This window comes from Lacibacter sediminis, assembly GCF_014168535.1.
GTDB lineage: Bacteria > Bacteroidota > Bacteroidia > Chitinophagales > Chitinophagaceae > Lacibacter > Lacibacter sediminis.
The window spans coordinates 1,534,286-1,555,122 of record NZ_CP060007.1 but is presented as its reverse complement, the minus strand read 5'-3'; the positions used below and the strand labels follow the sequence as shown (position 1 = coordinate 1,555,122).

16 protein-coding genes are annotated in these 20,837 nt (G+C 37.1%); 14 read left to right on the top strand and 2 right to left on the bottom strand.

Features of this window, described 5'->3' with window-relative positions; translation table 11 throughout:
- Positions 1-3: 3 nt before the first annotated feature.
- Positions 4-474: a redoxin domain-containing protein gene (locus tag H4075_RS06765; RefSeq protein ID WP_182805331.1), complete on the bottom strand. Its 471-nt coding sequence runs from the start codon at positions 472-474 to the stop codon at positions 4-6.
- A 492-nt stretch (positions 475-966) separates the two neighbouring features.
- Between H4075_RS06765 and H4075_RS06760 the strand changes: the two genes are divergently transcribed.
- From H4075_RS06760 to H4075_RS06725, 8 genes are all read left to right on the top strand, one after another.
- The gene (locus H4075_RS06760; RefSeq protein ID WP_182805329.1) at positions 967-1,776 is read left to right on the top strand and encodes an enoyl-CoA hydratase/isomerase family protein; all 810 of its coding nucleotides are present in this window, start codon (positions 967-969) and stop codon (positions 1,774-1,776) included.
- Between the two features lie 312 nt (positions 1,777-2,088).
- On the top strand, positions 2,089-3,066 hold the full coding sequence (locus H4075_RS06755; protein ID WP_220494872.1) for an alpha/beta fold hydrolase: 978 nt from the start codon (positions 2,089-2,091) through the stop codon (positions 3,064-3,066).
- 10 nt (positions 3,067-3,076) lie between these two features.
- Positions 3,077-3,865, top strand: coding sequence for an alpha/beta hydrolase (locus tag H4075_RS06750; protein ID WP_182805328.1), 789 nt, complete (start codon positions 3,077-3,079; stop codon positions 3,863-3,865).
- A gap of 174 nt (positions 3,866-4,039) precedes the next feature.
- Positions 4,040-4,810 (top strand): alpha/beta fold hydrolase, encoded by a 771-nt coding sequence (locus H4075_RS06745; RefSeq protein WP_182805326.1) that lies wholly within the window; start codon positions 4,040-4,042, stop codon positions 4,808-4,810.
- A 124-nt stretch (positions 4,811-4,934) separates the two neighbouring features.
- Entirely contained in the window at positions 4,935-5,465 is a 531-nt protein-coding gene (locus H4075_RS06740; protein WP_182805324.1) for a hypothetical protein, read from the top strand.
- Positions 5,466-5,805: 340 nt separating this feature from the next.
- Complete coding sequence (locus H4075_RS06735) at positions 5,806-6,339, top strand: YceI family protein (protein WP_182805322.1); 534 nt, start codon at positions 5,806-5,808, stop codon at positions 6,337-6,339.
- Positions 6,340-6,456: 117 nt separating this feature from the next.
- Positions 6,457-7,392: a ring-cleaving dioxygenase gene (locus H4075_RS06730; RefSeq protein WP_182805320.1), complete on the top strand. Its 936-nt coding sequence runs from the start codon at positions 6,457-6,459 to the stop codon at positions 7,390-7,392.
- A 9-nt stretch (positions 7,393-7,401) separates the two neighbouring features.
- Positions 7,402-8,025: an alpha/beta hydrolase gene (locus H4075_RS06725; protein ID WP_182805318.1), complete on the top strand. Its 624-nt coding sequence runs from the start codon at positions 7,402-7,404 to the stop codon at positions 8,023-8,025.
- A gap of 810 nt (positions 8,026-8,835) precedes the next feature.
- On the opposite strand, the gene H4075_RS06720 is transcribed toward H4075_RS06725, so the two are convergent.
- Positions 8,836-9,876: a lipid A deacylase LpxR family protein gene (locus H4075_RS06720; RefSeq protein WP_182805317.1), complete on the bottom strand. Its 1,041-nt coding sequence runs from the start codon at positions 9,874-9,876 to the stop codon at positions 8,836-8,838.
- A gap of 728 nt (positions 9,877-10,604) precedes the next feature.
- On the opposite strand from H4075_RS06720, the gene H4075_RS06715 reads away from it, so the two are divergent.
- The 6 genes from H4075_RS06715 (at position 10,605) to H4075_RS21655 (ending at position 20,758) form a co-directional block, all read left to right on the top strand.
- Positions 10,605-11,048 (top strand): DMT family transporter, encoded by a 444-nt coding sequence (locus H4075_RS06715; protein WP_182805315.1) that lies wholly within the window; start codon positions 10,605-10,607, stop codon positions 11,046-11,048.
- 61 nt (positions 11,049-11,109) lie between these two features.
- The gene (locus tag H4075_RS06710; protein WP_182805313.1) at positions 11,110-11,502 is read left to right on the top strand and encodes a hypothetical protein; all 393 of its coding nucleotides are present in this window, start codon (positions 11,110-11,112) and stop codon (positions 11,500-11,502) included.
- Positions 11,474-11,821, top strand: a complete 348-nt coding sequence (locus H4075_RS06705; protein ID WP_182805311.1) for a cupin domain-containing protein — start codon at positions 11,474-11,476, stop codon at positions 11,819-11,821. The genes H4075_RS06710 and H4075_RS06705 overlap by 29 nt, the downstream gene beginning before the upstream one ends.
- Positions 11,822-12,161: 340 nt before the next feature.
- Positions 12,162-14,693, top strand: coding sequence for a histidine kinase dimerization/phosphoacceptor domain -containing protein (locus tag H4075_RS06700; RefSeq protein WP_182805309.1), 2,532 nt, complete (start codon positions 12,162-12,164; stop codon positions 14,691-14,693).
- A 63-nt stretch (positions 14,694-14,756) separates the two neighbouring features.
- Positions 14,757-16,688, top strand: coding sequence for a sigma 54-interacting transcriptional regulator (locus H4075_RS06695; RefSeq protein WP_182805307.1), 1,932 nt, complete (start codon positions 14,757-14,759; stop codon positions 16,686-16,688).
- A gap of 389 nt (positions 16,689-17,077) precedes the next feature.
- Positions 17,078-20,758 (top strand): sigma-54-dependent Fis family transcriptional regulator, encoded by a 3,681-nt coding sequence (locus tag H4075_RS21655; protein WP_255460377.1) that lies wholly within the window; start codon positions 17,078-17,080, stop codon positions 20,756-20,758.
- The last annotated feature ends 79 nt before the right edge of the window (positions 20,759-20,837 follow it).

Here is a 20,837-nt window from a genome sequence, read left to right as displayed (position 1 = left end):
ATGTTAACTATTTACATTACTCATTTTTTCCAACGCATCCAAAATACCGTCAGCACCTGGATTGATGCCCTCAGGTGAAAGATAACTCCACTGGATAACTCCTGCTTCGTCTATTACAAACAGAGCTCTTCGGCTCTGACCCTCATCATCGTTATATGCACCATACATTTTTGCAACCAATCCCTTTGGCTCAAAATCAGACAGAAGTGGAAAATGAAGATTGCGGCTCTCTTCAAAAGCTAAGTGACACCATTTGCTATCAACTGAAATGCCGATTATTTCTGCATTGTATTTATGAAAGTATTTAAGCATCTCATTATAAAGGGCCATCTGGTCTCCGCATACAGGGCTCCAGTCAGCAGGATAAAATGCAAGAATTACTCGCTTACCTCTTAACTCACTTAACTGCAACTTTTGATCTGGTGTCGCATACAGTTTAAAATCCGGGGCTATAACTCCATTTTGTAAAATCATGTAATACTATTTTCTCTTTAAATTGATTATTGTGTAGCATAATCTTAAAGCGAAAGTAGCCATGAATTTAGAATGTGTCAATGTCCATATAATGAAATTCTTTGTACAATTCATTTAAACTTTTCTGCCAGTTTTTGCAGTAACTGACTTTTATAAATGATTTAGTAAATATACAACAGCATCCCCTTTTAGTGCATTGCTTTCGCCTTTATACAACAGTAGTTTTACATATCATTTAAATAATCTTAGGAAAATATTCAAACCGATCTTACGACAATAAAAACACCTATGCTGGTAATTTCAGCCGATCATTAACTATGCTTCTCACGAAAGAATTTATTTGTTTTAAACAGGAAATTTCGAACGATACAAATAATTGTTATCCCTAAAATCGGGTATGGAGTAGATCGCTAATACCCCGAACTTGTTTCGTAACATATTACCAGCTTTCTAAAAAGAAACAAAAAATAAAATTTAACTCTATTTAAAAACATGAAACTTAAAACTTCAAAACAATCTCCTGCTTACTTGAAAGTAACCATCGATAATCCGCCGCTGAATCTATTCGATCCGGAAATAGCAGAAGAGCTGACCGCATTAATAACGCAGTTGGAAAACGATGAGGAATTAAAGGTTGTAGTATTTGATAGTGCAAATCCTGATTTTTTTATGGCTCATATAGATCTGATCCGTTCCGGAGAATTTAGTTTAGAACCCGGTTCACTTGGGCTTGCACCATGGCCGGATGTAGCAAGAAGATTTGAACTGGCCCCGTTTCTCACAATAGGATTATTACGTGGCCGTGCACGTGGCGTAGGTAGCGAATTTTTACAGGCATTGGATATCCGGTTTGCCAGCAAAGAAAAAACTAAACTATCACAGATAGAAGTTGGATGTGGCCTTATTCCGGGTGGCGGTGGATTGGAACGGTTACCTTATCTGATTGGTAGAGCCCGTGCTTTAGAAGTTATTATTGGAGCAGAAGATTTTGATGCAGACACAGCCGAAAGATATGGTTGGATCAACCGCTCTATTCCGGATGCTGAGTTAGATGAATTTGTTGATCGCTTTGCGAAACGTGTGGCCAGCTTTGAAAAAAAAGCAATTGCAGCAGCAAAAAGAACAATCTATAAAAGGGTAGGTTTAGCAAAAGCCGAAGACTTCAACGAAACACAGAATATTTTTTTTGAAGCAATTACATGGCCTGAAACACAAACAAGACTTACAAATCTTTTTAAACGTGGCTTGCAGGAGAATGTTGATTTTGAATTGAACATCAGTAAGGAACTTGGACATCAATAAAAGTGATTTCCTTTTTTGAAACAATACTAACCATACCCAATGTCATGCCGGTTACATGTCTTTTAAATAAACCCAACCTGTCAAACGCAATCAAAACAAAAATATAAAAGCATAAGCAGCCCCAATTAATTTACTGCAATTTAAATATGCAACCAATTAAAAAAAGGAAAAACAATAAACCTCAGGCTGATTTATATACATGTTCACAGCATACATACATTGCCTATGGAAAACGCTGAAATTAATTTTACACAAGAATATTGAAGTTTTATCACCAGAATTATGAATAAATAAAAAAATAAAATGCGCAACATGAAAATAATTTTTAACACTGCAAAAGCAATACTCCTTGCATCTGCTATGTCTGCCTTACTACTTAATTGTAATTCAACACCAGAAATAAAAGACACTGTTGTGAAAGAATCTCCCGATAAAAGAATACCCCCCAGTTCGTTAGCTGCACCAACTGAGTATGCAACAGTTGCTGGAAAAAAAATAGCATACCGGTCCATTGGCCATGGCGATCCAATGATTTTTTGCAACCGCTTTCGTGGTGTGTTGGACTCATGGGATCCTGCTTTTCTTGATCAATTAGCCAAAGAATTTCGTGTGATCATTTTTGATTACAGCGGCATCGGTCTATCATCAGGAGAATTACCAACAGTTATTGCTGAGGTGGCTGAAGATGTGAAAGATCTTGCTGATTTCTTAAAGCTTGACAAATTCATTATAGGTGGCTGGTCTTATGGCGGCACTGTTGCACAAACATTTTCTGTACGGTATCCGCAAATGATTACCCATACTATTCTTATTGGTACAAACCCGCCTGGACAAAATCCAAATCCACCAGAAGAAATCTTCTTGAAAACATCTGCCAAACCTGTCAATGATTTGGCTGATGAAATTATACTGTTTTTTGAACCTGCATCTGCTATTAGCCGGGAAGCTGCGAAGCTTTCGCATGACCGTATTGCACAGAGAGTGAATGATAAAGACATTCCCGTACCGGTTGAAAAATTTGCACGCTACTTCATGGGTATAGCCGATTATGCAAAGGACACTATGAATGCAAGAGAAAAACTAGGCAAACTTTCAACACCGTTACTCTGTCTGTCTGGAGATCATGATTGTGTATGTCCGGTTGAGAACTGGTACCCGCTTACCCGCAAAATGCGCAACCTGCAGATCATCATGTTACCCGATGCAGGTCATGGACCTCAGCATCAATATGTAGACCTCTCCGTAAAATATATATCAGATTTTATAAATCATACAACTGTAAAAAAATAAAAAAACAATCATGCAAACAATTAACTCAAAAACTATCGTATTTATTACGGGCGCATTTGTTAGTAATAGCTGCTGGGACGAATGGAGGGTTTACTTCGAAAGTAAGGGTTATAAAACGCTTGCACCCGCATGGCCACACAAAGAAGGGTCTGTTGAAGAACTACGTGCTCGACATCCGCATAAGGATAAAAAACTGGCTCTTTTAAAATTAAAAGAATTGGTAGATCACTATGTCAATATTATTAACTCGCTACCCGAGAAGCCGATAGTGATTGGACATTCCTATGGCGGCATGTTAACCCAAATCATGGTTAACAGAGATCTTGCCGCAGCAGGTGTTGCTATTCATTCTATTCCTCCACTTGGTGTGCTTCCTTACGAATTTTCCTTCTTGAAAGCTGGCTGGAAATCGCTGGGCATTCTTACATCACTCGAAAAAACCTACATGATGTCTTTCAAAGACTGGCAATACGCATTTGTAAATGGTATGCGCCTGGATGAGCAAAGAGAAGCTTATGAAAAATATACAATACCTGAATCCAAAACAGTTGCCAGAGGCGCTCTAACCAGTGCAGCAAAAGTAGACTACAAAAAACCTCATGTTCCACTACTTTTTATAGCAGGAGATGCTGATCACATAACACCAGCACATCTCAACAAGCGCAACTTTAATGCTTATAAAAAGAATGGTTCAGTCTTAGATTACAAATTATTCAAAGGCCGCAACCATTTTGTATTAGGATTGCCGACCTGGAAAGAAGATGCTGACTTTATTTTGAATTGGATAAATACTCACTGAAAAAAATGAAAATAATAAAAGAGACTTGTAAACTATATCGACCTCTTTTATTTTATTAAACCGATTTATAGATAGTTTCTGTATCCATTCTATATATACAACAACTTGCTTTATACAGCAATTGATTCGCTCTAACTCCATCTCTAATTTTACTTATAAACAAAAAAAAATACAATGAAACAAAAAATTTATTCAGTGGGTATTGGCATACTGATATCCATTCTTATGTTGTGTGCCAACACAACAACGGCTCAAACAAAGGTTAAAAATATTGTACTCGTACATGGCGCATTTGCCGATGGATCAGGTTGGGAAGCCGTTTATAAGATTCTTACAAAGCAGGGTTATAAAGTTAGTGTGGTAGGTAACCCAAATACATCTCTTGCTGATGATGCTGCTGCAACCAAAAGGGTGCTCGACAGGCAAAATGGCCCTGCGATACTAGTCGGACATTCTTATGGTGGTGCAATTATTACTGAAGCAGGAAACCATCCTAACGTAGCAGGACTTGTGTACATAGCTGCATTCGCACCTGATGCAAACGAAACACTTTTACAACTGTTGCAATCCGGACCTCCTGCACCTAACTCAGGATTTTTACCTCCTGATGCTGCTGGCTTTATATGGTACGACAGGAGTAAATACCATTCGGGTTTTTGTGCCGATATACCTAAAGAGAAAGCAGATTTCATGGCAGATTCACAGATTCCCGTTTCAGCTTCTGTGTTCGGGGCATCAGTCAGCAATCCTGCATGGAAAAACAAGCCAACCTGGTATATCGTAGCAACAGAAGATCAAACTATCCCACCCGATGGTGAACGTTTTATGGCAAAACGGATGGGGGCAAAAGTTACAGAAATAAAAGCAAGCCACGTCGTTTTTATGTCTCAACCCAAAGCTGTTGTTGATGTAATTGATATCGCTGCAAAAGGAGCATTAAAATAATCATCTGGAATAAATTTTAATTCACCTCTTTAAAACAAAAGCATTCCATAGATTGATTATGGAATGTTTTTGTTTATTAAATAAATCGGAGCCCTGTATTTCAACAAGATCAAACTACTGAACAATGGAGTTTTCAAATAATACGATTGAAGCATTAATGGAACAATATAAACCTGTTATTGGTGCTGACTACGACAAATATAAAAACCATGTCTACCGTGTTTTTTGTAACTGTGTTTTGATTGATAGCGAAAAAGAACATGAAGAAAAATATGCGCTTGCTGCCGTATTTCATGATATCGGTATCTGGACCGATCATACAATTGATTATCTGAATCCATCCATCGACCAGGCATATAATTACCTGACTGAAACAGGCCGACAGGATTGGATAGTTGAAATCGTTCTGATGATAAACTGGCATCACAAAACAAGTAAGTATCAAGGTGTATATAATACTACCGTTGAGACTTTTAGAAAGGCAGATTGGATTGATGTATCACTAGGTTTCTTCACTTACGGCGCAGACAAAGTAAAAATTAAAGAAAATAGAAAAAAACTGCCCAACCTTGGATTTCATTTATTTCTGTTAAAGAAAATTTCCCGGAACATATTCAGGCATCCCTTAAATCCTTTACCTATGTTCAAAATATAGGATGCTGCTTTTGATAGAACTCATGCATTTCAATCTAATACTGAATAACAAATTCAACACTAAAATGAAACGCAAAATATCAAAGAAATGGCAGGCGTTCACAGCATGAATTATTCCCATTTACTAAAAGAAACAATGTTTACCGGCTAAGCTGTTTCTTTGATTTCGTAGTCGTTCACGCCATCAAATACAATAGTGACCTCTTGTTTTGTCAATGTAAGCAGCAGTGAATACATTCTGTCCTGTCAAAAAATAAATAAAATATCCATCATTTGGAATAATTCATACAGCCATAAAAAAAAATAATGATCTAATCTTATAAAAAATAAAATCATTCAACATGGCACAGAAAACAAAATGGGTAATCGACCCAACACACACAGAAATTGGCTTTAAAGTAAAGCACATGATGTTCACCAATGTTTCCGGCAAAATAGATAAGTACACAGCCACTGTTGAAACCGATGGTGATGATTTTGCAAATGCAGTCATCAGTTTTTCAGGAGAGGCAAACTCTGTTAGTACCGGTAGTGCCGAGCGTGATAAACATCTTTTAAGTGCCGATTTTTTTGATGTGGAAAAATTCCCAACATTGGAGTTTCGAGCCACTTCATTTACAAAAGTTGATGAAGATAATTTTGAACTCAAAGGTGACCTAACAATGCATGGTGTTACCAAACAGGTAACATTAGAAGTTGAATCTGCAGGATTAATGAAAGATCCATGGGGTAATATCAAGGCTGCTTTCAGCATTAAAGGGAAAATTAATCGTAAAGACTGGGGACTCACTTGGAATGCAGCATTGGAAACCGGTGGCGTACTGGTAAGCGAAGAAGTACGCATCGTTGCCGAAGTCCAATTGATCAAACAATAGTCAAATTTAAAAATGAACCATCTGAAAAGTGCCCTTTGTTAGGCTTGGCTTTTCTTGTTGTGTAACAATGAATAGGTTTTCAAATGTCCAAAATTTGCATGCTTAAGCAATAAGAATATGAATAATAAAATATTGGGGCTGCACCATATAACAGCCATTACCGATAGCGCAAAACGTAATGTTGAATTCTACACTAACGTACTTGGTTTAAGAATGGTAAAAAAGACGGTAAACTTTGATGATCCCAATACCTACCATTTTTACTTTGGTGACGAAGTGGGCACACCGGGATCAATACTCACATTCTTCCCTTGGGAAGGTATAGGAAGAGGTACTGCAGGTTCAGGAATGGCAACAGCAATCGGCTATTCAGTTCCTCAAGGGAGCCTTGATTTTTGGATAGAACGTTTTAATAAATTTGATGTCCCCCATGGCAATATCACATCAAGCTTTGGCGAAAAGATGTTACCATTTGAAGATCCGGATGGATTGAAAATAAATTTCATTGAATCAAAATCTGCCGACAACAGAAAGCCCTGGGAAACCGCTGAAGTAAAAGCTTCACATGCAACCCGTGGATTTCACAGTATTGTGTTAACCGTGAAGAACATTACGACAACTGCTGAAATTTTAACTGGTGTTTTTGGTTACGCATTTTCAAAACAGGAAGGGAACAGTTACAGGTACACTACAGATGCTATTGAACATGCTGCCATTGTAATACTGGTAGAAGCACCCAAGCTTGCAAGAGGCAATCATGCAGCAGGCACCAACCACCATGTGGCTTTCCGAGTAAAGGACGAGGATGTATTAATGGAATACCGTGAAAAAATCTTGCAAAGAGGATTGAACATTACACAAAAAATAAACAGAGATTATTTCTTCTCTTTGTATTTCCGTGAACCCGGTGGTGTGTTGTTTGAGCTGGCCACAGAAAACCCGGGCTTCGCAACAGACGAAACCGTTGCTGAATTGGGTACCAGTTTACAACTACCTGCACAGTATGAAGCTTACCGTGAAAAAATTGAAGCAACTTTACCTAAACTGGATTAACTAAATACAATGCATCAGAAAAAAATCATAACATCTGGCAAAAAAATCAGTGAGGCAGAAAAAGCGTTGATCATGATTCATGGTCGAGGCGGCTCTGCTGAAGATATCCTATCACTATCCACTCATCTGGATGTAAAAGATTTTGCGCTGTTGGCACCACAGGCAACAAACCACAGTTGGTATCCCCAGTCCTTCCTGGCTGTGCCTGCCCAAAATGAACCTTGGCTCAGTTCTGCCCTACAGGTTTTAAACGATACGGTAATTGAGCTCATAGCAAATGGCATTGGCAAGGAAAATATTTTCTTTTTGGGCTTTTCGCAGGGCGCCTGTTTGACGCTTGAATATGTTAGCAGGAATGCAACAAAATATGCTGGTGTAGTCGCATTTACCGGTGGATTGATAGGCGATAAAATTTATACGGACAACTACTCCGGTGATTTTAACAACACGCCTGTTTTTATTTGCACAAGCAATCCCGATCCTCATGTACCTGTTGAAAGAGTTCAATCAACGTCGGTTATTTTAAAAGACATGAACGCCGATGTTACACTAAATATCTATAACAATATGGGGCATACCATCAGCCAGGAAGAGATAAACCTGGTGAACGAAATTATATTTAATGTAAAATGATATTTAGTAAAAGTCATTTCGAGGTAACCCGGATTTGCAAGGCTTCGGGTGAAAGCCAAATCGAATGTAAACATTATATATCCAACACATGAGGCATATTAAAAATCAGAATCTTTTTTTTGACATCCTCTGGCCTAAAATGCCAGCATAGAAATCTACATTTTTCTGCACAACCTATCACATTGCAACGAGATAAATATCCCCGTTATTAACACTGCCAGAGCTTTATATAGATAAAGCTAATTTTAGCAGGACTTTTTTTCAGCCCGGCGTATCACGTAATTCACATCGGGATTTATATGTTTTAATTCCCTTGGTCGGTTGCACAAGGCATCATAACGCTGACAAGCCTGTCACTCAGGTCCAGGTGCTCAAAACGTTTTTCTTTTTTTCATCTTTTACAAAAGTTAATTGATAGGTAATAGTTCCAGTTTTTTCAATGGTTATAGCTACGTATCTAACAACTAGACATTAACTGTAAAGGAGAGGCGACTGTGGAAACAATCGCCTGGTTAACCCAAAACCAACTGCTACTTGCCAAATAGATATATAATTTATTTGCCACTGGATCACACCAATGATCTGCCAGACTATATCTCTTCGATTTGAAATTTTTGTAAAAAATCCAGGCTAAAAAGACTTATTAATCTCTCCACTACCTACAGCATCAAAACTATATACAAATGCTGCTATTTGTTTTCATATACAGATCAAACATGTTGATTTTTAAGTTCAATGAACCATAAAAAAATTTCTGCTGTTGCATTATCGGCAAATCGCTAATTCTGAAAAATATATAGTAATGTTGTATTACAGATGGAAATACAAGGAAATATTTCCTACCTCATGACTATAAGTTCCCTTACGCATTTCTGATGACGTATTTTGAACAAATGATAGGGCACATTTTCCGGAAGAAAGCACAACACCATAATTTATGGCGTAAACCATATTACGAATATCACTCGGCGTGTGACTATTTATTCCGGTTAACATGTCCAATCTACGACTATCAACCTGCCTAGTTGTTGTTTTACCGAAAAAGCAATCTTCTAATAAAGCGTTGCTGAAAACAAATTGCAGTTCGGGTTTAACAACAACATAGGCCTGTATCTTATTTCCCTTTTGATTTTTATTAAACAGCGATCCAGAAAACTGGCTTATATAACCGCTGAAATAGGAATTCATAAGTCCCCATCTGAATTGGTGAGATACGGTTATTCCGTTACGAAGCGTCCCCATATGCAACTTAACACCCGCAATTAATTCAAAGTATTTAGATGAAGATGCTATTTGTTTTTCAAAAAAGAGACTGGCATTTATGACAGGCATATTTGGCAATTGATTATCCCAACCCATGGGGATAGTGTAACCTATCAGTCTGTGCATAAAAGTTTGTGCTTGTTTACCAAATGCCGCCGGCCCCCTTATACCAAGCTGCAATTCCAGCTGGAAACTATATTGGCGCAATGGATTGAAGGAGTATAGAGAATGAATGACAAACAATGCGCCGGAGTAGAAATAATCATTAGGCTGAAAATCAGCGTCACTTATATTATCGGGTGTGAAAATTGTTTGCATTAAACCCCACTGCCCAAAAAATATTGTACTGTCTTTTTTTGACTCTAGAAATGCAGGAAATAAAAAGGGTTTTCGATTTTGACGATAAAATAAATCCAACCTCGTGCCACCACTGTATGCTCTATCTGTGCCCTTACCTCTTATATTTAAAAAATCATTGTCTTCGTAAATGCGAAGAAGAGTGGCTTTCTGTCCTTTTTGTGCGTATAGGCAAACACAAGCAAGCATAAGAACCTTAAGTAATAATAAGTTAAGTACACTATGTCTCATCTTAAAATATTTAAACTTGAATAAATACCAATACGTGGCAATTATTTTCAATTGCCTTTTCTTGAAAAATACTTAAGTGCGTAGGCAATGAAGTGGATAACTGGGAACTCTACAAAAGTGCAGGCAGACTATTATTTCTTTTATTCAATAAAGTCCATTTTTCTTGAAGCTATAATTCACGGATTCTTGCAATTGAGCAATGAATCTAATAGTCAAAATGTATTAATGGCAAAGGCAAAGACACTATTATCTAAATTATCAGTTTTACAAAACAATTACCAACTGATTTTATTTATGAAAGTGGATAAAAATAAAAAATTGACTAACCTATGGATTTTGAAGAATCTGCAGTGCTTATTTAAAAGTGACTATGGATATGCCTTATGTTGAAAAAATAGCCATTAATGGACTGATGAGTATATAGACTGCAGATGCTTGCTTACTTACAATGGAAATGACGGAAACTATCACCTGAATTTGACGTTTTACGAAAATTACCAGAAGGTTAGCAGTAAAAACATTATTCGTCTTTTAAAAGAACCGGCAAAACACTCTCGAATGACTTTGTAATTGAAGTGGCAGAAGATTGTTTAGGATTGTTCATGGATAGAACAAATGGAGAAAACACGAGTCCACTAATTCTAGGAGATTACATAAAAAGTTAAAGAGAATATTTTTTTAATAGTCATTCGATATTTTAATTAACTAATAAAACTAAAATACTGATTATGAAATTCGCATGGCTTATTATTGTTTTTATATGTGGCGCCCTACTCCCTTTCCAGGCCGGCTTAAATGCAAGGCTGGGTAAATCAATCGAAAGCCCCATATATGCTTCTATGTTTTCATTTATTGTAGGCGCAATATCTGTGGCTATCTATCTCCAGTTTACAAAAGAAACAATAACATGGGCTGGAGTGAAATCAGCTTCCATATTCTCGCTGCTTGGCGGAGGTATAACTGGAGCTATTTTTATTACAGCTACTATGCTCGCCTTACCACGCATAGGAATGGCATTAACATTTGGCCTTGTGGTAGCAGGTCAGGTAGTTGTTGCTGTTTTATTAGACCATTTTAAAATTTTAGTGGCTGAGCAACATTCTTTCAACTTATGGCGGCTTTTAGGAATAACATTAATAATGCTAGGAGTAATAATTGTAAGAAAATTCTAGCTTCTCGAAAAACGTATTGATCTCAAATTGAATACTACAGTTTCAGTTAAATGGTTTTTTGATGAAAGTTTATATAAACAAAAGGGCGGCGATTATTGGGTTGCATGAACGTGGCTTTACTGAAGATTTTGTTTTTTCGGGTAACAATATTTTATGGGTACAACAAAAAATACTCCTGTTGCCACAAGATGTTACCCTGATTGAATTTTATCGGCTCAAATCAAAGACAGGAAGTGACTTATTGATTTTTGGTGTAATAGCGAATAATTTTTGGGCCACTGGTGTTTTAATAACACATTGCAGTAATGACAAAAATCGAAGTGAGCCGGTAATTAATGTTGAACTTGTAAAAACAAAATTATTACAGTCAGCACATCAATGCGCCGCGGTTGGTGAAATTAATTTTGATATGTACACTAAAGGTTATGCACTACACCAGAATACATGTTTATGAAAATAGTGACAGCCGTTTCGAAATGGTACATTCACCGCTGATTGATAACCGTTTTATGGGTTCCATCTCTATATGGTTTGAAACCAAGACTCTCATGTTTTGGGAAAATAAAGTAAACTACGATTGGGCCTTTCACAATGCACCGGCAAGACAATTCATTATTCCACTGAACGGTGAAGTAGAAATTACTGCCAGTCTGGGAGACGCAATGAGATTTTGTGGCGGTGAAATAGTGTTCTTGGAAGACACTACTGTTGCAGGATACAAAACGGAGAACATAGTACAATACATACGCAAATCCTTATTTATTACTTTATGAGGAGTGAATTGAATAAAAGCATGCGTCATACTAATGTATCAGCAATTGATACGCAAAATAATCCAGATTTTATATTGGAATGCAAGGGCACTTTAATCAACGCTTAATGGGATTCACAGTTACACATTGAACGACCGGATGATTCGAAAATTAAAAATCAAAGCTTTTATTCGTTTGATCACATATTAATCTATAAAACCATTAGTTTGGGTTTGAAGACAATGGCTTTCATCTCAATGGTATGGATAAAATTTTACTGGATCGGAACATAGAAAACCAAACATTCTATCCGGCTTAAATTAATTGTAGGTATATTTATTCAACATCAATGTCTAGAGTAATGAATAAAATTATTCTGCTGTTGGCATTTTTATTTTCATCAATAGAAGGCCGGTCTCAGGAGCTTACTAACCTCGGGCTAGGAGTGATGAAGTATAAAGACACATCAAACACCTTATTACTTAAACAACTAAGGTCAGCCAAAGAGGATTCCACTAAAGTAAAATTATTGATAAGGATTTGCAGTTATTACTGGCGCCGTGGATCCGATGACAGTATTATTTATTTTTCAAAGCAGGCACTAAAGTTAAGCAAAACACTACAGTACAAATCCGGGTATCAGGAGGCATGTTTTTTACAATGTAAGATTAACGCTAAGAAAGGTAATGTTACACAGGCAAAGACTTTTTTGTCACTTGTTCCCAAAGATCAGCAGGCAAGGCTTTTACTTGTTTTGGGTGAAAACTTTCTGTTTCTACCTGGGGAAAAAAAAAGCAATCTAGATAGTGCCTACAAGTATTTGCTAGCCGCATTATCATTGTCAGAAATTATTCAAAACCTGCACTGGAAGCAGGAGTCTCTCATTGCTTTAGGAAAATACTACTTTTCTGCCGGAGAATTCAACGAAGGCAAAGAATCATTTCTGAAGGTTATAAGATATCATCAAAAAAACGGCGACAAAAGAAGTGAAGCAAGGTGGTGGTATGATTTAGCAATTCATCTCCCTGTTACAGACAGTACGTACGCTTACGTATTTAACACCTTTGGAAAAGCGCTGCAACTTTACAAAGATTTGAATGACACTTCAGAAACAGCTGAAGTCATGTACGACATTGCCGGAGTCTTTAAATCAAAAGGCAGGTATGATAGTGCAAAAAATTTACTTACCAGTGCCATCAGCTTGCTAAAGGCAGCACAAAAAAAGAGAGTCTATAAATTTTATTTGTTAATGTCAAACATTTCTCAGTTGGATGGCGACCTGAATGATGCATTATTTTATGCCTTGGAAACAATAAAAAACATTAAAGCAACTGGTACCAACCCAAATGATATGTCAATGGTGTACTACTATATGGGAGAGATTTATGCATCCCTTGGTCAGCACGAAAACAGTATGAAATATTTTATCTCAGCAAAAGATAATATAGATTATGCTTTTAAATACAATACTTATGCGAAAATAACGGAACAGCTCCTTCAATTACAACGGCCCGGGGAAGCGTTAAAATTACTGCTGAATTTTGAAAATGAGAAGCCACCAGTCAGGCTTGGTGATAAAGAGACGATGGCGGGAGCCAAGGCTGATTGTTATTTTGCACTTCGTAAATATGATATTGCTGAAAAATATTACCTCCAGATGATATCGCTTGATGTTTTAGCGCAGAGACACACAAAAAAGGTAATTTTTTCTGTTGAATCTATTAGTGGCCCTGCGGCGTATTATAAGATCGGAAAATTTTACGTCGAGCAAAAAAAATATGCAATCGCCAAAGAATTTCTTGCAAGATCTTTACAAATTGATTCCTTCGATGATAAAAGTTCTTATTCTACAAACCTTTTGCGAAATATCAAACGGATGCAATTCAAGGCTGATTCTGCTACCGGTAATTATCTTTCTGCACTCCAGAACTTTCAGCAATACACCGCAATCGACGATTCTATGTTTAATTCAGAAAGAATTAAGCAGGCTGAAAAAATGAGGGTTGTATTTGAAACCAAAGAGAAAGAAAAGGACATACAACTTTTACAAAAGGAAAAACTGATTCAACAGGGAAGTCTCAAGCAAGCTACCTTTTCAAAAAATGTAGCGATTGCAGATATTTTATTACTCGCTATTATTCTCGGATTGCTATACAGGCAATTCAGGCTAAAGCAATTAACCAACCAGACAATTTCCCACAAAAATGAAGTATTAGAACATTTACTGACGGAGAAAGAATGGTTGCTGAAAGAAGTACACCACCGGGTAAAGAATAATCTCCAGATAATGATAAGCCTGCTCAACACGCAATCCAATTACGTGGAAAGCAATGACGCAGTAACAGCAATCCGTGAGAGCCAGGAACGTATGCAGGCAATATCATTGATTCATCAAAAATTATACAATGCAGATGAAACTGCTTATATCAATATCAAAGAGTATACAAGTGAATTAGTAGAGCATATAAGAAACGGCTTTAGTGGTGCATCTGGGATTGTATTTAATTTAAATATCACTGACTACCAGATGGATGTAGCCCAAGCGGTACCGTTGGGATTAATATTGAATGAAGCAATTTCCAATATTTTTAAATATGCCTTTCCTGGTGGTTTATCAGGCATAGTTAATATCTCTCTTACTCATTCAAAAGATGATCATAGTTTTTTATTAACAATAAGTGATAACGGTGCGGGATTCGACCAGAAGAATTATGATTTAACAAAAAAAGCATCTTTTGGACTGCGGCTGATGCAGGGATTGAGCAAACAAATAGGCGGTAGTTTTAAAATTGAAAATAATAATGGAGTGGTAATACAAGTTGCATTTGGGGAATCCAAAGAAACCATACTAATGAGAAGTAAATCCTCAAAAATTACCATAGAGGCAGTATAAATCATTTTAGATATATACCCGTAATTATCCAGGTATCTATTCATAACCCAAGTACACTTAAGAATGAATAAAAGAATTGTAATTGTTGAAGATGAGTTTATTGTGGCAGAGGATTTAACGATGATCGCAGAAAAAGCTGGCTATACTGTGCCAGGTACTGCTGCTAGCGTTGAAGAAGCTATTCTATTAATAAACCAATATAAGCCCGATTTGGTATTGCTTGATATCAACCTTGAAGGAAAATTAACAGGTATTGATCTTGCGCATAAGTTAAGAGAAGAGAACATTGCTTTCATTTACATCTCGGCCTATTCTACCCAAAGTATTTTAGAAGCCGCCAATGCCACACAACCCTATGGCTTTTTAGTAAAACCTTTTCGGGAAAAGGATGTATTTGTTGCGTTGGATATTGCCCGATATCGCTGTGAAAACAGCCTTGAATCTGCATTGCTGCGGGAACAGTCATTAACTCGTACATTGGAAACAATTCACTACGAAGCTATAACAGCAGAAGAAAAACTATTTAAAATTGTTAACGTTTTACAAACTCATATCCCATTCGATTACCTGACAACTGGCAAAATAACGAATGGTGAAATACCTTATGAGGGTATTGGCTTTGTGAGACAGGGTGCCGAGCAATATCAGGCAATTGGTATTCCAGAGCTGCTGAAGCTCACTGGAATAAATATGGCAGGTTTAAAAAAAATACAAGAGTCTGCAATTATTGGCAAAAAGCCCGCATTGTACAATGGGGAAGATTTTATTAAAGTACGCAAAGAAAATCCTTTCAAAAATTTACTGGCGCATACATTTAAACTGCATGCCAACTTGTTTATCCCATTTACTGATTTGAATAATGAAACATGTATCTTTTCCTTTTATAGCCGTAAGAAAGACGCTTATAATGCAGCGCATATTAGATTGCTTGGTCGTTTACATAACTATTTAATCAATACCTGTGAATACGTCTCTTTATTACAAAAAAATACTCCACCAACAACTCAAGCAGGTATTCATAGTTTTGAAGGCATCGTAGGCAACCACCCCGCATTAGTATCGATACTTGACCTGTTGAAACAGGTTGCACCCTTCGACACTTCAGTGTTGATACAGGGAGAAACAGGTACTGGCAAAGAGCGTATCGCATCCTGTATCCATCAGCTTTCAGGCAAATCAGCAAAGCCGTTTGTAAAAATTAATTGTGCAGTGCTTTCTCCTGCACTTATTGAATCAGAATTATTCGGATATGAAAAGGGAGCATTTACTGGAGCTTTCGAAAAGAGAACAGGTAAGTTTGAGCAAGCCAATGGCGGTACTATTTTTTTGGATGAAATTGGCGAATTGCCTCTGGATATGCAAACAAAATTATTAAGGGTTCTGCAGGAAAAAGAAATAGAACGTATTGGAGGAAAAGAGCCAATAAAATTGGACGTACGGGTAATAGCTGCAACAAACAGAGTACTGGAAAAAGAAGTGGCCGGAGCCCGTTTTAGAATGGATCTATTTTATCGGCTGAATGTATTCCCATTAACGCTTCCACCATTAAGAGAACGCAAATCAGATATACCCCAATTGGCTGTTTATTTTGCAGAAAGGTTTTGTAAAAAAATGAAAAAAGGATATAATGGTATTTCCGATGAAATGTTGATTGCATTGATGGAACATAACTGGCCGGGCAATATACGGGAACTTGAAAATTTAATTGAGCAGTCAGTACTTCTCAATAATGGCTTTTCAGAACTGGAACTTCAAAAACCTTTAGGCAGTTCTGGCTCGCCTATTCAAAAACGCAACAGCATTGATGATGCTCAGAGCCTAAGTGATATTAAAAGAATTCAAACCAATACAGAAAAGGAATACATAAAATCGATATTAAAAAAATCAGGCGGCCGTATAAGAGGAGAAGGCGGAGCCGCTCAATTATTAGGTATTCCGCCTACAACTTTGGAATCAAAAATGGCAAGGCTGGGTATAAAAAAAGAAGAAGATTAATAGATGCGGATTTCAAAAATTACGATTTGCAAGTTTATTCCTCAAAATACTCCACAGGTAATTTAACGTATGCCCGCTCAATAAATGAGGTTACTTTTAGTAATACAAAAAATTTCGAAGCAACCTGTTTTTAACCTTTTCAGCTACTGGCTTTTGGGACCCCAAATAAACCTCCCTAGCCTAAATTTCCCTGATATTTGGATATTTCAACTTAACTTACTATTCAGCAAATACATTTCTTCGTAAATAATTGTAGTAACGTTTCGACACTATACAAATCATTAATTCTGTCCCGCAAAAAGCTTATTAATAAACTGCCCTGCTATTTATTTGTAGAAACGTTTTTTAATATATCAGGAAAAGCTGGATCATCTAAACCGGGCAAGTAAATGAAAAAAAACGATAACCAAAGTCTGATTTTGCTTTCACTGAGTGAGGAGATCGTACGCATAAGAGGAAAGCAGGACATGTTAGATATCATCATCAACAAGTTAAAAAAGCATATACTCTTTGATGACAGTTTCATCCTACGCTATAACAAGAATACCAGAACCTGCAGGCCATATATTTATACAGAAAATACCCGATCCGATGATCCCCAATATAAAACTTTCCTTGATCTGGAGTATCCTGTTGCTGACGACTCGGTTAAAGAAATCAATTACCCGCAATTATATGACGTAGCTACATTGTTACCACTGGGTATTGAGAAAATTGATTTTTTGCATAATTCAGGAGTAAAAGAATTTGTGGTTGTTAAATTGATTGAAGGCAATGAATTAAAGGGATTGTTTATATTATTATCAGAAAAAACTGATTCCTTTAAGCCAGAAGATCTCGATTTACTGCATAGATTATCCTTTCAAATATCCGCTGCAACAGCCAATATTATTGCCAATGAAGAAATTGCAAAAAGGGAGGAAGAAAAATCAACTTTAATTTCCCTCACAAGCAGAATAGCAGCGGTAAGAAATAAAAACGAATTATTGAGGTTGCTTAATGACAAATTAATTGACCTGTTCCCTATTAGAGGGTTTGGGATTACGCTCATAAATTCCAATGGCATTACTCATAGTCCTTTTGTGGTAGATGTACACGATGAACTTAAAGAAGGTAATGATTTCAAAGAAGCGATATCTCTGAATTATAGCATTTCAGATGGAGTCTTTAATGTGATCATTAGTGCTGATGATCCTGTAACACTTCAAGTTGATGAACTTGCCCGGATGGATGAAGCGCCTGCTTATGTAGAGTTCTGGAAAAAAATGGACGTCAAGGAAGTTGTAGGGAATCCGATACGGGTAGGCGCAAATAATCTTGGCTGTTTTATCTTACTTCATGATTACAAATCAAGCCAAAAGATTAACAGCAACTTATTTAAAGGAGTATGTGCCCAGGTTTCCATAGCTATTTCTCATATTATAGCAAATGATGAAATTGCAAAAAGAGAGGAAGAAAAAACAATGCTAGTTTCTTTAAGCGAAGAAATTGCTATTCTCAATACCAGGAACGATTTGTTACAAATAGTAAATGAAAGAGTAAAAAAAATATTTTCAATTGCAGAATTTGCGATTGCCAAAATAAACGAAGACGGTGCAACATACAGTGCCTTTATGCTGGATCTCGAAGACCGTATTACACATGATGCTGATTTTAAAGAGGTAACTTCTGAAAAATATGAAGTTACTGACCTTCTATTTAATAAAGTTATAAATTCAGAAGACCCGGTTATATTTAATGTGAACGAAATTACGGAGATACCCGGAATGCCTGCATTTGTTCATTTTTGGAAAAAAGTAGGCCTTCAACAAGTATTATGTGCAGCATTAAAGGCAGGAGGAAAAAATATTGGTATGGCAGTTTTACATATTGACACCAACCCCTCTATTAATCCAAAAAGTATTTTACTCAAAGGTATTTGCGCTCAACTGTCGGTCGCCATCTCAAATATACTTGGCAATGAAAATATTAAAAAAGCGGGTCAAGAAAAATCCTTGCTTCTTTCCTTTTGCAACGATATTGCCACTGTTAGAGATAAAAACGGTTTAAGACTAATCATTAAACAGTATTTGAAAAACATTTTTCACATCAATGAATACATCCTTACCACTCCCAATAGTGATGGAGAAACTTACAGCCATTTTATGCACGACTCAAATGCGGATGATCCAACAGACGATGGGTGGAAAACGATGCTAGGCAATCGGATTCCGGTCAAAGGTGCTTTTATTGGAGCCGTGTTGCAATCTGAAGAAGCTGTATTTGATATCGATGAAATAATACGGGAAAACCAATTCTATTTTCCGGCCGCATCTTTCTGGAAAGCAGCGGGTGCAAAAAAAGTAATGGGCTTCCGGCTAAAGGTTGCGTACAAAGATGTTGGGCTCTTAGTGATACAACCGGGCCAGATCAATAACCAATTGCTAAAGGGCATTTCTGCACAGCTTGCAATAGCTATTGCTAACATAGTCGCCATTGAAGAAATACAAACCCGAGAAGAAGAAAAATCAAGATTACTGGATTTTAGCAACGCAATGGCTTCCTCCCAAGACAAAGCTGTACTTGGCAGGATTATAACCCGGCAATTAAAAGAAATCCTGAACACCAGGGGACATTATATGCTTTATGCTTTAAGTGAGGACAAACTAACCTACTACCCTTTCTTGTTTGATCCTGACTCTAGCCCTGCTAATCTATCAAAAGATCCGAGTCTTGAAACCACGATTCGCACAAACAATCGTGTAAACGATGGCATTTTGAAGAAAATTCTGTCCGAAGGACGTCCTATTCTTTTCAATATAGAAGAACGTTTTGTTCAACCCCCTACACCCGCTTATATGAAAATGATGGAAGAGAGAAATGTCCGGAAAATTACGGGTGCACCTATTCGTCTGGACAATACAGATATTGGGGTAATACTCTTTGATACAAATAATGAGCCCCTTGGTAGTACTGAAAAACTCTTCAACAGTATTCTGTCGCAAATAGCCATCACCGTTTCAAACCTCATTGCCGCTGAAAAAGTTTTAAACCAACTGGTAGAAATTAAACAGTATAAACAGCTATTGGAAGAAGAAAAAACTTATTTGCGTGAAGAAATAGAGACATCACAGAATTTTTCCGAGTTGATTGGCGAAAGTGACGAAATGAAGAAAATATTTCGACTGGTTCAACAAGTTGCATCGTCAGATAGTACTGTTTTGGTACTTGGTGAAACTGGTACTGGAAAAGAACTAATAGCGAGAGCCATCCATAATGCCTCACCTCGAAAAAGTAAATTGATGGTAAAAGTTAATTGCGCTGCAATTCCTGCTAACTTAATCGAAAGCGAACTCTTTGGTCATGAACGAGGCAGCTTTACAGGTGCCACAGAACGCAGGATTGGAAAGTTCGAGTTGGCACACAACGGCACATTATTTCTGGATGAAATTGGCGAAATGCCATTGGAACTGCAAGTCAAACTGCTAAGGGTACTGCAGGAAAAAGAGATAGAACGGGTGGGAGGAAAAATGACCATTAAGGTAGATGTAAGAATTATAGCAGCAACAAACCGTGATCTTGAAAAGTATATGGAAGAAGGTAAATTCAGAAGCGACTTATATTACAGGCTGAATATTTTCCCCATCAGCTTGTCCCCATTGAGAGATCGCAAAGAGGATATCCCTGCGCTGGCCCAGCACTTTGTGAAACGCTTTTCAAAAAAGGCTGGCAAGAAAATATTTTCAATCAGCAATAAAGCTTTGCAGGAACTAACCCAATATAACTGGCCGGGTAACATCCGGGAACTTGAGCATTTTATTGAGAGAAGTGTACTGCTTGCAAACAATGGTACAATTAAAGAGATACATCTTCCCACATCGCTAAAAAATCTGACGGGTACTAAAAGCATGGATGATATTCCTGTTAAAACTATTGATGAAATTGAGCGTGACTACATTTTAAAAGTCTTAAAATATGTAAAAGGAAAAATTTCAGGCGAAGGTGGAGCAGCCGAATTATTAGGCATTCCTCCAAGTACACTTCATTCAAGAATGAAACGACTGGGTATCAGAAAAGAACATTCCGGTTAAACGCAGGTGAAATTGACCTCCAAAGTTTAGTTACAAATCCTGTAGAAAGTTGAAAATCCCCCAATTCATTCTACTTGTG

Coding starts and splice junctions, on each gene's coding strand:
- H4075_RS06765 (WP_182805331.1), bottom strand. CDS start 474: ATGATTTTACAAAATGGAGTTATAGCCCCGGATTTTAAACTGTATGCG.
- H4075_RS06760 (WP_182805329.1), top strand. CDS start 967: ATGAAACTTAAAACTTCAAAACAATCTCCTGCTTACTTGAAAGTAACC.
- H4075_RS06755 (WP_220494872.1), top strand. CDS start 2,089: ATGAAAATAATTTTTAACACTGCAAAAGCAATACTCCTTGCATCTGCT.
- H4075_RS06750 (WP_182805328.1), top strand. CDS start 3,077: ATGCAAACAATTAACTCAAAAACTATCGTATTTATTACGGGCGCATTT.
- H4075_RS06745 (WP_182805326.1), top strand. CDS start 4,040: ATGAAACAAAAAATTTATTCAGTGGGTATTGGCATACTGATATCCATT.
- H4075_RS06740 (WP_182805324.1), top strand. CDS start 4,935: ATGGAGTTTTCAAATAATACGATTGAAGCATTAATGGAACAATATAAA.
- H4075_RS06735 (WP_182805322.1), top strand. CDS start 5,806: ATGGCACAGAAAACAAAATGGGTAATCGACCCAACACACACAGAAATT.
- H4075_RS06730 (WP_182805320.1), top strand. CDS start 6,457: ATGAATAATAAAATATTGGGGCTGCACCATATAACAGCCATTACCGAT.
- H4075_RS06725 (WP_182805318.1), top strand. CDS start 7,402: ATGCATCAGAAAAAAATCATAACATCTGGCAAAAAAATCAGTGAGGCA.
- H4075_RS06720 (WP_182805317.1), bottom strand. CDS start 9,876: ATGAGACATAGTGTACTTAACTTATTATTACTTAAGGTTCTTATGCTT.
- H4075_RS06715 (WP_182805315.1), top strand. CDS start 10,605: ATGAAATTCGCATGGCTTATTATTGTTTTTATATGTGGCGCCCTACTC.
- H4075_RS06710 (WP_182805313.1), top strand. CDS start 11,110: ATGAAAGTTTATATAAACAAAAGGGCGGCGATTATTGGGTTGCATGAA.
- H4075_RS06705 (WP_182805311.1), top strand. CDS start 11,474: ATGCACTACACCAGAATACATGTTTATGAAAATAGTGACAGCCGTTTC.
- H4075_RS06700 (WP_182805309.1), top strand. CDS start 12,162: ATGAATAAAATTATTCTGCTGTTGGCATTTTTATTTTCATCAATAGAA.
- H4075_RS06695 (WP_182805307.1), top strand. CDS start 14,757: ATGAATAAAAGAATTGTAATTGTTGAAGATGAGTTTATTGTGGCAGAG.
- H4075_RS21655 (WP_255460377.1), top strand. CDS start 17,078: ATGAAAAAAAACGATAACCAAAGTCTGATTTTGCTTTCACTGAGTGAG.